Origin of the sequence: Pseudoalteromonas sp. SWYJZ98 (assembly GCF_015864495.1) — a bacterium.
In the GTDB taxonomy this organism is placed as follows: domain Bacteria; phylum Pseudomonadota; class Gammaproteobacteria; order Enterobacterales; family Alteromonadaceae; genus Pseudoalteromonas; species Pseudoalteromonas distincta.
The window spans coordinates 69,431-82,136 of sequence record NZ_JADYXA010000013.1 but is presented as its reverse complement, the minus strand read 5'-3'; the positions used below and the strand labels follow the sequence as shown (position 1 = coordinate 82,136).

At 38.4% G+C, this 12,706-nt stretch carries 10 protein-coding genes; 3 read left to right on the top strand and 7 right to left on the bottom strand.

Annotated features, from left to right (window positions below; all coding sequences use genetic code 11):
- Nucleotides 1-109: 109 nt before the first annotated feature.
- From I6F10_RS10390 to I6F10_RS10375, 4 genes are all read right to left on the bottom strand, one after another.
- On the bottom strand, nucleotides 110-1,024 hold the full coding sequence (locus I6F10_RS10390; RefSeq protein ID WP_231619926.1) for a patatin-like phospholipase family protein: 915 nt from the start codon (nucleotides 1,022-1,024) through the stop codon (nucleotides 110-112).
- A 138-nt stretch (nucleotides 1,025-1,162) separates the two neighbouring features.
- Entirely contained in the window at nucleotides 1,163-2,569 is a 1,407-nt protein-coding gene (locus I6F10_RS10385; protein WP_024609079.1) for an alanine/glycine:cation symporter family protein, read from the bottom strand.
- Between the two features lie 121 nt (nucleotides 2,570-2,690).
- A complete protein-coding gene (gene ctlX, locus I6F10_RS10380; protein ID WP_165742682.1) occupies nucleotides 2,691-3,602 on the bottom strand; it encodes a citrulline utilization hydrolase CtlX in 912 nt (303 codons plus the stop codon).
- Nucleotides 3,599-4,669: an ornithine cyclodeaminase gene (locus tag I6F10_RS10375; protein WP_165742681.1), complete on the bottom strand. Its 1,071-nt coding sequence runs from the start codon at nucleotides 4,667-4,669 to the stop codon at nucleotides 3,599-3,601. Before I6F10_RS10375 ends, ctlX begins: the two co-directional genes overlap by 4 nt.
- A 171-nt stretch (nucleotides 4,670-4,840) precedes the next feature.
- On the opposite strand from I6F10_RS10375, the gene I6F10_RS10370 reads away from it, so the two are divergent.
- Together I6F10_RS10370 and I6F10_RS10365 are read left to right on the top strand one after the other, a co-directional pair.
- Nucleotides 4,841-5,272 (top strand): Lrp/AsnC family transcriptional regulator, encoded by a 432-nt coding sequence (locus I6F10_RS10370; RefSeq protein ID WP_007377579.1) that lies wholly within the window; start codon nucleotides 4,841-4,843, stop codon nucleotides 5,270-5,272.
- Nucleotides 5,273-5,302: 30 nt separating this feature from the next.
- Nucleotides 5,303-5,773, top strand: coding sequence for an IS30 family transposase (locus I6F10_RS10365; protein WP_165742680.1), 471 nt, complete (start codon nucleotides 5,303-5,305; stop codon nucleotides 5,771-5,773).
- Nucleotides 5,774-5,886: 113 nt separating this feature from the next.
- Here the strand turns inward: I6F10_RS10365 and I6F10_RS10360 are convergent, their stop codons facing one another.
- From I6F10_RS10360 to I6F10_RS10350, 3 genes are all read right to left on the bottom strand, one after another.
- Entirely contained in the window at nucleotides 5,887-6,900 is a 1,014-nt protein-coding gene (locus I6F10_RS10360; RefSeq protein WP_165742679.1) for a patatin-like phospholipase family protein, read from the bottom strand.
- Nucleotides 6,901-7,183: 283 nt separating this feature from the next.
- A complete protein-coding gene (locus tag I6F10_RS10355; protein WP_165742678.1) occupies nucleotides 7,184-8,179 on the bottom strand; it encodes an LLM class flavin-dependent oxidoreductase in 996 nt (331 codons plus the stop codon).
- Between the two features lie 276 nt (nucleotides 8,180-8,455).
- Nucleotides 8,456-9,214, bottom strand: coding sequence for a rhamnogalacturonan acetylesterase (locus tag I6F10_RS10350; protein ID WP_165742677.1), 759 nt, complete (start codon nucleotides 9,212-9,214; stop codon nucleotides 8,456-8,458).
- 421 nt (nucleotides 9,215-9,635) lie between these two features.
- Here I6F10_RS10350 and I6F10_RS10345 point away from each other — a divergent pair, with 421 nt between their 5' ends.
- Entirely contained in the window at nucleotides 9,636-12,350 is a 2,715-nt protein-coding gene (locus I6F10_RS10345; RefSeq protein WP_165742676.1) for a TonB-dependent receptor, read from the top strand.
- The last annotated feature ends 356 nt before the right edge of the window (nucleotides 12,351-12,706 follow it).

The window sequence follows — 12,706 nt, the reverse complement described above, 5'->3', positions numbered from 1 at the left end:
GGTCTAATCCCATTTAATTACATCTGTGCTTGCCTTGATGAACTGTGCCAGCCTGAGCCCGATATCGACAGCTTGTTACCCTGGAATTTTAAAACATAGGTGTAGTTCGCTAGACGCTCACAATTTTTCCGTAGGGTAAGCTTGCTACAAATTCTTTTGATGGGGTGATCATCACTACATTGTCGTAATTAAGTGGTGACACTTTACGTTTTAAATTTTTATCGAACCACCCTGCTTTTGGATCGCTATTAAAATGCGGATATAAAATTAAGCCTGGGTTATTAATTTTTAAATCAAAGTGGTAATCGATAATTCCGCCGTCGCGATATATTCCTTGCGGCGAGCCTGCAATATTTTTTATGCCTTGCATAACAAGTGGTATTGAACCCGATGCAAGTAATGCATCTTTTAAATTATTTTGAGTAAGCGCTATGTTTTGCGTTTTAAAATTGTAGCTGTCGGTAATTGATAAGTCACTTGTTGCTGGGCCAAATATAAAACGCTCATACTGTGAGCCTAATAATTTTCGGTTAACGCGGTTTAGCATATAACTTTTTGATAAACCCAGTAGTTGTATTATTTTATTTTCGCTGGCAATAAAGCCATTCGATTTTGCTACTATAAAGTGCGCTTTAAATATTGGGTTATTTATAATTTCGGTTACGCCGTTATCGCCAAAAACATCTTCAAGTAATGCGCGCGCTTTTATTGTTATTTCACTTGGTGTTGGTTTATTACTTGAGTATCGGGTTTGCGAATACGATTTTGCTAAGCGCTCAATGGCAGCAACGGGATCGTTTTGTGCAAAACACGCAGAGCGAAAAGCGCCGGCAGATGAGCCAATTAAATTAAGTGGCCGGGTTCGGTTTTTAAAAAATTCACCAAAAATATACTTATCCAACCCAAATAAGGTAAACCACTTTGGCCCACCACTTGCACCTAAAAAAGAGGTGAAAAGTTCAGGTTTAAAGCCCTGTTCGTTAATAATTTTAGCCGCTGTTTTCCCTGCGTTAATCTCGATCATCTAAAAAATTGTGCCTTTTATTTTGGTTGCTTCTGTTATTTCTACAACACTGAAAGTGAATACTTATGCAAAACAAAAAGCGATTTCATGTTGCCATAAAACCGCTTTTTATAGTTAAGTGTGCTTAAAGTACGTGAATTAATCCCAAATGCCGTCTTCACATTTGCCCTGTACTTTTACATCTTTTACTTTAAATTCGGGCTCTAAACCTTTGTCTCTTTGTGCGTGGTAATCGCTCGTAACAGACAAAATAGTCGGCGTTAACAGTATAATAGCGATAACGTTAACCACTGTCATTAATCCTAAGGCAATATCGGCTAAATCCCAGACTTCTTTTAATGTGGCCGACGCGCCCCACAACATCATTGATAAATAAAGCAAAGTGTAAATGCCGCGCCCTACTTTGTTGTCGAGCTTAAATAAGTGCAAGTTGCTCTCTGCATAGGCGTAGTTTGCCACCACCGATGTAAAAGCAAATAAGGTTATAGCGGCTGCTACAAAGTAAACACCACCTTGTGCTAAGTGAGCAGTCATCGCGCTTTGTGTTAAACGAATGCCTTCCATTTCACCGCTTATGTCTATATCGGCCAATAAAATGATCACAGCGGTACAGCTACACAGTACAATTGTATCGAAAAATACGCCTAGCATTTGTATGTAACCTTGCGTTACAGGGTGATTAGGAATTGGGCTGGCACTTGCTGAAGCATGCGGCACACTACCTGCACCGGCCTCATTAGAATATAAACCACGTTGAATACCGTTTTTAATCGCAGCGCCCATTGCACCGGCGCCTGCTTCTTGTAAACCAAACGCTGATAAAAATATATCTTTAAGCATGGCGGGTACTTGCGTGAAATTTATAATCGTAATAATTACCGCCGCAAGTACAAACACAATGCCCATTATTGGCACAACGCGCTCTGCAAATCGGGCAATTGCTTTAAAGCCACCGAGTATAATTGAGCCCGCTAATACGGTAATAACTAGGCCTGAATAAAATGTAGGAACTTCAAACGCGTAGTTAAGTGCGTCAGTAATTGTGTTAGTTTGCATTGCGCTAAACGTAAATCCGTAACCTAAAAACAAACACGCGGCAAACACAATTGCGAATGCTCGGCTACCCAAACCTTGTTGAATATAATACGCAGGCCCGCCTCTAAACTCGCCGCCACTATCGCGCACTTTATATACTTGCCCAAGTACGCTTTCGGCAAAGCCTGTAGCCATACCCAATATGGCTATAACCCACATCCAAAATATAGCGCCGCTGCCGCCAAGTGAAATTGCCACTGCCACACCGGCTAAATTACCGGTACCTACCCGTGCACAAAGCCCTGTACACAATGCTTGGAATGATGAAATGTCGTTTTTTTTACATTTACTACTGCCTTTTAAAAGGCTAAACATATGTTTAAATTTAAGTATTTGAATTGCTTTTAGTCGTACTGAAAACCATACCCCCGTAAACAAGAGTATATAAATAAGTACCTGCCCTTCTCCCCATAAAAGGTTGTTTACGCTTTTGACGACGGTATCGAACATTGCTAATTCCTTCTTATATTTTTTATATTAATACCCTTTTTTGGGTATAACGGCATTTGCTTGCGACATCGACTAAAAATTTAATGCAAATAAGGCAGCTAAGCTGCCTTAAAACTATACATTATTTATTTTGCAAATGAACTCCTGCAATCATGCACCTAACTGAGCCACCAGCCGACTCAATAGTAGGTATAGGTAATGGCACAAGCTTAGCCGTTTTTTGTATAACTGTTATTTGTGCCGGTGTAAGTGCATTAAACGCAGTTTGCGATAAGGCTAAAATACGACCATTTTTACCCTGTAGCTCAATAGCATTGCCACAAAAGTTATTAATTTGCTCAAGCGTTAAATCGATAACTTGATGATGGCTTTTCAAAAAATGTTTAGCTAACTGTGCACGTTGTTCAATTGGCACCATATTTAAACTGATCATTACAAATTTTGTAGCAATACACATTAAAACATTAGTGTGATAAACCGCAGTTCCTTGCTCGTCATATGCGTTAAACACTATAGGTGATAGTTTTAATTGCTCACATATTGTATTAACCACCGACTTGGTAGTTCTTTTTGATTCTACCGCGTAAGCGAGTTTATTTTGATGATCGACAACCAGTGAACCAGTGCCTTCAAGAAATGAATTTTCTTTCGATAAAAATGAATAATCAGTCACTGAAGATACTTTATAGTGATCCGTTAAAAAATCAATAATATCTTTTCGATATTCTAACCTTCTGTTTTCTACAAACATTGGATAGATTATTAATTGGCCACTTTGATGAGTTGAAAACCAATTGTTAGGAAAAACTGAATCGGGAGTGTGTGTTTGCTCATCTTCAAAAAGGTGAACTGTTACCCCTTCATTTTTTAATATTTGTACGGCATTAGTCACTTCTTTAAATGCTTGTTCACTTTGATTTTGTGCTAAGCATTCACTTTGAAATGCGTTATCGAGCATTGTGTGTGGGTTAGATGTAAAGTGATGTGGCCTTACCATCACTACAGCTCTGGGGGCTTGGTTTACTTCGCTCATGCCACGTGCTCTTTTACTAATGGTTGATCACTAAGCACTGAAAATAAATTACGAGGGTCCGCTTGTTGTGTAATTAAATCAAGCAAAGCAAACTCGCCCGTTTTAATTAGCTCATCGCGTATAAATACCAGTGCTGTAAAGTCTTCGCTCGCAAAACCAACGCCGTCAAAAATGGTTAATTCATCTTGGCTAGTACGCCCAAGCGACTGCTTATTAATAACTTTATGAAACTCAGTTACTGTAAAGCTTGGACTCATTTGTTGAATTTCGCCCTCTATTCGAGTTTGTGGCTCGTACTCAACAAATACATTAGCACGCTCAAGCAATCTAGCATCTAACTCTGTTTTACCTGGGCAATCACCACCTATGGCATTAATGTGCACACCTTGTGGGATCATGTCATTTGTTAAAATAGTGGCGTTAGTTTTATCAGCAGTACAGGTAGTGATAATATCTGCCCCTTTTACTGCCTCTTGTACACTATTACAAATAGCCACGTTTAACCCGCATGCACTTAAATTAGCAAATGCTTTTTTAGAGGCGCTTTTATCTATATCGTATAAACGAATATGCGTAATACCTAGTACCGCTTTAAAAGCGAGTGCCTGAAACTCTGATTGAGCGCCATTGCCTATTAAAGTAAGGGTTGTTGAGTTTTTAGGTGCTAAATATTTAGCTACCATTGCAGAAGTTGCAGCTGTACGTAGTGCTGTTAGTAAACACATTTCGCTTATCATAACCGGATAGCCACTATCTACATCTGCTAAAATACCAAATGCAGCGACTGTTTGAAGTTCTCTAAAGGTGTTTTTTGGGTGACCATTTACATATTTACAGCTGAACATTTGGCCATCACTTACAGGCATTAGCTCTATTACACCCTCTGGTGAGTGTGCTGCATAGCGAGGTGACTTATCAAACTCAGTCCAACGGGCAAAGTCGGTTTCTAATTTATGTGTTAGATCTAGCAAAACGTTTTCGACCCCTAAGCTATTTATAAGCTTAGCCATTGCCTGAACGCTAATAAATGGAACGCCTTGTTTTGGCTGTGCTATAAAATGACTCATGCTGAAACCTCTTGAATAATGTATTAGTTAATTTAAAACAAGTTTAGCGAGGCTACGTGCTATTTAATATGGCAATTAATTACACAAATAGTACTAATTTTTATCATTTTGCTATGCAGTTATGTACAATTTATGTATTTTGGTCAGTAACTTCTTTTAAAGGTTTGATTTATGACTCCTTATATTTATGACTCTCTTGATAATGCTTTAATAGCTGAATTACGAAAAGACGGCCGCGCTTCTATTTCAGCTTTAGCCGGTTCTTTAAATGTATCACGCGGGACAGTGCAAAATAGGTTAGACAGATTAGTTAGCTCAGGCGCAATATTAGGGTTTACTGTACGCGTTCACGAACACATAGAAACAGAAGCCGTGCGCGCAATTATGATGATAGAAGTCGTTGGTAAATCTACCTCACAAGTAATTAAAACAATGCGCGGAATACCCGAGCTTATAAAATTACACACCACCAATGGTGCATGGGATTTAGTTGCAGAGCTTCAAGCTGCAAATTTAAGTGAGTTTGATGGAGTGCTAAGGCAAGTACGCGAAATTGACGGTATTTTAAATAGTGAAACAAGCATATTACTTTCATCAACTTAAGTTATTTTTAATATTTAAAAGAATACTTAAATGACACCTATTTATAATGTTTTAAGTATTCACGACAGAAAATGTGCGCTGAATGTGTTACTTGAACGAGTTTCTAGAGTGTGTCATATCACCAAATTACCATCTAAAAAAGCTCTAGCGACATCGAATGCAATATGTAAAAAACTATCTATTTACCCACCGAGTGCTTGTTTATCGATAACTTATGACAATGGTTCTGAAAATACAGAGTTTAAAAAAGTAGAAGCCATTTTGAAAAATAAATCTTATTTTTGTGAGCCTTACCACAGCTGGGAAAAAGGTGCTGTAGAACAAATAAATGGTTTAATTAGAAGGTATTACCCGAAGAAAACAAACTTTAGCAAAGTAAGCCATCAGCAATTAAAAAAAGTAGAGGAACAACTAAATAATCGCCCTAGAAAATGTTTAGGATTTAAAACACCAAATGAAGTCTATAATGAATTAGGTGGTGCACTTCCAATTAGAATCTAGGGGTTGATAAATGTACAAATTAGGGTGGGTGTCATTTAAATAAAAGGCATTTAAATGAATAATACTGCAACTTTTAGTCGCAGTATTATTCATGATTTGGGAATCCGATTGGCTTAATTGTAACGATACTCGCTTTGTGAGTAATTATGCGTATTGCTGATCTCAGATTGGCTTTGCTGCGCTAAATAAGATCGACCTGCAGCTAAGCCTAATTTATGATCAAAACGTAAATCGTTATTTGAACTACCTAATAATTTGCTATGCAGTTTTTCGTCTGCAAAAATTTGTATTATTTCCACATCACTTGGTGGATTTGCAATAAACTCAAGCTCATCTAAATACGCTTTTTCGTGCTGTATCAAGTAGTCCAATGTTTTTGGACAATAGCCTGATGCTATAGCAAATGTTCTTAGCTTTTGTACCCATGCAGATTGCGCTTGAAAATTAGCGTCAACCGTTCTTATTACAACAATTTTACGAGCACCTCGGTTGTAAGCCTCACGCACGGGGAGTGGAGCGGCTAAACCGCCGTCTAGATAAAAATCGCTCTGTGCTTGTTCTTCAACAAGATGTGTTTCATTCGCTGCTTTTGCGTTTAACCAAGGTGTTAACTTTACACCTTGTTTGTATAAAAACGGAAGTGCGCTAGAAGCCTTTAACAAATCACGCCATTGACTGCTATCACCTGTAGGCGATAAGTAATAAGCTTTTCTGTCTCGTGCATTTGTGGCTGTTATAAGTAGTTCACGCTCACCTAAACTAGTTTTCGCTGTTTTGAAATCTATAGCTCTGTTTACTTCAGTGGTTTTGTCAAAGTACCAATCTAGATCAACTATATGCTTACCCACTAATCCGCGACCAAGCTGAAAAAAACGCTTATTGCGCGAAAGTCCTCTAATCAGGCGTTTAGCGTAGCCTTTTTGACGCGCTAAGTAGCTAGTTAAGTTTTGTGAACCCGCTGAAGTACCAATAAATAAATCAAAAGGGTCATAGCTTTGCTCTAACCACGCATCAAGTACGCCAGCTGTGAATATCCCTCGCTGCCCGCCACCTTCAGCAATCAGAGCAACTTTTGGCTGCGCTGTTTTGTTAACTGAATTAGCTGTTGCGGTGTTTAGAGAGTTCACGGTGTACCTGCCTTTAATTTTATGATGTCTGGTTTAATAGCTACATTATAAAAAACAAAAGTGATATCTTAAAATTGATTATTTAAATCAGTTCAATTGAAAAAACAGAACGGTATATAAAGCAAAATATGTACTAAAAATAGAAATCAAATTTACTTTTAATATTTAAATAACAAATACAGACATCACTTAAAGTTAATAAAATGAGTTAAAAAAGTTTAACTTTTGATGATGTCTGTATATTAACAAGCCCAGAGTGTACGCTTGCTTAACTAACTATATTTTAGTGTTTTATTTCCATTAAAATTTCGAGTGCACGGTGGCGTTTTTCACTATCAAACACATCATTGGTAAATATAAACTCATCTACTTCTAGCTGTTTCGCTATCATCTCTAACTTGTGTTTAATACTTACATGCCCGCCTACTACGCTTAGGCTTAAAAAGTTCTCTACATGAGCGCGCTCTTGCTCGCTCCATAACCCGTCCATACTTTCAACGGGTGGTTTTAACCACAGCTCATTACCGCGTATAAGTTCGAGTACACGTTGCTTAGAAGTAGTCGACAAGTATTGCGCTTCATCGTCGGTGTCTGCTGCCACTAAAGGCAGTGCAAGCATTACGTATGGCTTATCAAGTACGCTTGATGCTTTAAATTCGCGCTTATACAGCGCTATTGCGTCGTGCACAAAGCGCGGTGCAAAATGCCCTGCAAATACGTACGGTAACCCTTTTTGCGCTGCTAGTTGCGCGCTAAATAAACTCGAGCCTAATAACCAAATCGGAACTTTTGTGTCCTCACCCGGTATAGCGCGAACAGGGTGACTACCATCGTAAGGGCCTAATAAAGTTTGCAGTTCAGTGACTTCATCGGCAAAGTTTTCAGCGCGTCGTTCATCTCGGCGCAGAGCACGACTGGTTATATGATCGCTACCTGGTGCGCGGCCTAAACCTAAATCAATACGCCCAGGGTATAAACTCTCTAATGTGCCGTATTGCTCTGCAACAATCAGTGGCGGGTGATTTGGTAACATAACGCCACCAGCACCTACTCGTATAGTTTTAGTTTGCCCTGCTATGTGGCCAATTAATACAGAGGTTGCCGCGCAGACAATTCCCGGCATATTATGATGTTCAGCCATCCAAAATCGGTTAAAACCGAGTTCATCAGCTTTTTGTGCATAAGCGACACTATTTGCAAGAGTACTTGAGACGGTGGCATCTTCTTTCATTGGGCTAAGCTCAAGTAAAGAAAACGGTATTGCAGATAACCCAGACATGTTTACTCCTCATTGCCTTTAATTAAGTGATGAAGATAGTCAAAATAATTTAACCATCATTCCATTAATGGGTCTGCTGGGTGGTTAATTCAATCATTGATTTTAACTAATCAATTGATCCTGTCTATTAAGCTAAGTGCAGAGTGATTATTGCATTAGATGCACTTACACTCATTCAATGCAATTACACTCATTCAATGCAATTACAATACATAAATAAACTACACACGTTATTAGCTGTATCAAACATAACAATATGATTTATAAAAATTATTTTTATTTTAAATGTTTTGGATCAGGTATGCGTAATTGCTTAACGAGTGGGTGATTTATTTTTTTCATTTCTATTAATACTAATTGAGCAACTTCTCGAGCACCGAGTTCATTGAAATGGGTATTGTCTTCTACGCCTATAGGGTAATTTGGATGCAAGTTAGGTGCTATATGCATAAAACGTAAGCGTGAGTTGATCCCACCAAGCTTTTGAAAATACTGTTGGGTCACCCGTTCCATGTCAATAAAATCGACCCCTGTCTGTTTAGCTACATCTCTTACTATATCAGCGTAAATAGGATGGGTGTCCTTGATCTGACCTTTTTCATCAAAATAACGTCGCGTTACCGGGGTCATCAGTAATGGCTGTGCCTGCTTTGCTCTTACTTCAGCAATAAAATTAACTAGGTTTTGCTTATATTGCTCTGGTGTAGTGTAGCGGTCTACTTTCTGTTTTGACTGATCGTTATGACCAAATTGAATGATCACAAAATCATCTTTATTAAGTTCATTTATAATGCCCGCCCACAAGCCTTCACTGATAAAGGTACGTGTACTACGACCATTTTTAGCACGATTTTTAACGTCGATGCTATCATTAAAAAAGATACTAAAGGGCATTCCCCAACCTGTTTCAGGGTAATCCTTCACTTCTTTAATTGACATGGTTGAATCCCCTGCCATAAAAAGCTGAACTTTAGTAGTTGCTGACATACTTGAAAAACTCACCATGATAAATATTGCTGCTATTAATTTTACCATTCTACTCGCTCTTTATTGTTTTTAAAAAATCAGTTTAGCTCTTTATAAAATTATCTTTTGTAATTGAGTGAAAAAATAATTTTACTTAATTGTGGTTGTCGTTATAAACATACCACCAACTGCCACCGGTGGCAAATAACAAGTTAAATCATGGTGCTGAATAAAATTAAACCAGTCCTTAATGTACTTTTACTGCAAAAAATGTAAATGAAGTATGAAAAATGTAATTTACTAGGTTTGACAATACGCTTTTTTAGATATAACTTGATTTTTATGCCACCGGTAGCAATTTTATTTCCCTGATATCGCTACTGATTAAAATAATAGTTTTATGACTTTTAATCATAGACTTACATTTTACTGGCTAGATAAAGTGATAAAAATAAAAGCTCAAATCAACAGCATAAAAAAGGAACACACAATGAAGACTGCAAATAAGTTCGTTATCAAACCACTTAACTGCATTGTTAGTGCCTTACTACTGGGCACAACATCGTATGCAATCGCAGCCGATGAACAGCCACAAACAGATACTAAAGCCCAAAATGACATAGAGTTAATTCAAGTAACTGGATTTAGATCATCATTAAATAAATCCTTAGCAACTAAACGTTTTGAAGTAAATACCACTGAATCCATCGCGGCTGAAGATATTGGTAAATTCCCTGATCTGAATATCGCAGAATCATTACAACGTATTCCTGGGGTAGCTATTTCTCGTGAAGGTGGTGAAGGACGTCAAATTACGTTGCGTGGCTTAGGTCCGGCTTTTACCCGCACAACACTTAATGGTATGGAAGTACCTGCTAGTACCGATGGCACCGACTCTGGTGGCGGCGTAAACGGTGGCCGTGCATTTGACTTTAATATATTTGCATCCGAACTATTTAATCGTGTTGATATCCAAAAAACGCCCACGGCCGCAACTGAAGAAGGTGGTATAGCGGGCACTATTGATATGTATTCTGCACGTCCTTTTGACACAACAGGCTTTCATGTTGCAGCGTCCGCGCAAGCCGGTTATAACGACCTCACTGAAGAAGTCGACCCACGGATGGTATTTATGATCAGCAACACATTTGCTGATGATACAATCGGGGCTTTATTCTCTGTCGCAAAATCTGAACGCACCGTACGCCAAGAAGGCTTTGGTACAGTTCGCTGGACCACCCCCGTACTCGATGGTGGCGGTATCTATGCTGACACCTCTAATACTGAAGTTATTGGCACACCCAATACAGGGGACTGTGAGTTCGAAGGTCAAACAGTCGATGCTGTGAACTGCTTATATACGCCTCGCCTGCCTCGCCCTGATTTTTTTGGTAATGAACAAGAACGTTTAGGCTTTACCGGTTCATTACAATATGCTCCTTACGATGATCTGGTCCTTACACTAGATACATTACATTCAACTCTTGATAATGACCGCACTATGTACAACTTTTTCGAGATGTTTAGAAACACATTCAGCGAAATTACTCCTGAATCGATTACGATTTCTGACAATGGAAAACAGGTCCAAGCAGCGACATTTAACGGCGTTAAATCTCGAGTAGAAAGCCGTCAGCAGATTTCAAAAACAAAATTTCAACAGTACGTATTCTCAGCTAAATATCATTTATCTGATTACCTTCGATTAGACGCTATGGTGGGCACTGCTGAATCGGATGCTCGCTCTGAACAGTATCGTTATAACATGACTAATAACACACCTCATAGAGTATCGATGGATTTTGGCACCAGCAATAATACCGCTGTAATGAATTACGATTACGATACTCTAGATGCCAACTCTTTTGATTTAGCCGATGGGCGCTTACGTGCAACAGATGTACTGCGCGAAAATGACACCGCTAAAATTGATTTATCATACGAGATGGATCTGATGAATATCAAAGGCGGTATAGCCTATAACGACAGAACGGTTAGTTACGATGAATCACAAATAAACGGTTTTCCTGATCAAGATTCTGCAGCTGGATTTTCTCAGCTAATACCCTACGATGATTTTGGCACCGGTTATGACGGCACGTTATCACCCTTTCTAGTGGCTGATTTTGATGCAATAAATTCACAGCTTTTACTTAAAGAGTGGGTGCCACGCAGTGCGCAGAGCTGGAAAGTTGAAGAAGAAACAATGGCTGCCTACATCGAAACAAATTTTGAGTATGAAATTTCAAGTATGCTGCTCAGAACTAATGCAGGTGTTCGTTATGTAAAAACTGAAACCACATCAACAGGTTTTATTCAAACTGATGCGGTATCAATTGACAATAGCTATGACAATATTTTACCAGTGCTAAATTTAGCCCTTGATGCAACCGATGATGTGATTGTAAGGCTGGGTTTATCTAAAACCATGACCCGCCCGAGTTTGAGTTCACTCAATCCTGGTAATCCATCGTTTTCTTATTTAAACGGCACTGTTAGTGCGGGTAACCCATTCTTAGACCCATTCACCTCTACCAATACAGACGTTGGTGTTGAATGGTACTTTGCAGAAGAGTCGCTATTAGCAGCAACAGCGTTTTACAAAGATATTGGCTCTTTTATAAAAAGTGATAGTGAAGAAAAACTCGTCGATCCTGCTTATTTACCCTTTATTGATAATGATCCGCAATATGATCCATCAAGTGCACTCGATCCTAGAACTACCCCTTACACACATTTCGTCCCTGTAAATGGTCAAGGAACTGTGATTAAAGGGCTAGAACTTATTTATCAGCAACCTTTTTCATTCCTACCTGGGTTGTTAAAAAATATGGGGTTAGTGTCTAACTATACGTATGTCTCTGCAGGTGAAATTACGGGTCTTTCTAAAAATTCTTATAACTTTACCCTGTATTATGAAGAAGAAAACTATGGCGCTCGTGCTTCAGTGAATAAACGCGACAATTACATCACTGATTACACAGGTAACAATGGGAATGCTGAAGAAGCGACATCTGGTCCAACACATTTTGACCTATCAGCCTTTTATAATATTAATGAAAATGTAACCGTAACATTTGAAGCAATTAACCTTACCGATGAGTATGAACGCCTGTATACCACGGGTGATGGTAGTTTAGATTTACCACGTGAATATAATCATACCGGTCGACAGTACTTTTTAGGAATACGCTACAACTTATAAAGCAATGCTTAAACTTTAAATTCCCCTAAAGTAAACAGCTTAATTAACATTTTAATTAAGCTGTTTTTCTATGACTAAGGTAGTGCACCAGTTATTTATAATTAAAACGTAGTGCAGCCGATGGCTAATAATCAGTTAAATCACAGTGCTTATAAATAATGTTGCACTTGAATGGTATTCGCACGCCATTGAAAATGTAAATTAAAGATGAATTATGTTATTTTTTTCGTTTGACATCACATCAATAACATTATACTTCTCACTTATACCACCGGTAACAAAAATAATTAATCAATACTTCGCTACATACTTTCTCGTTTTTTTCCCATTATGAATTATTAGGTTAGGTGTAATAA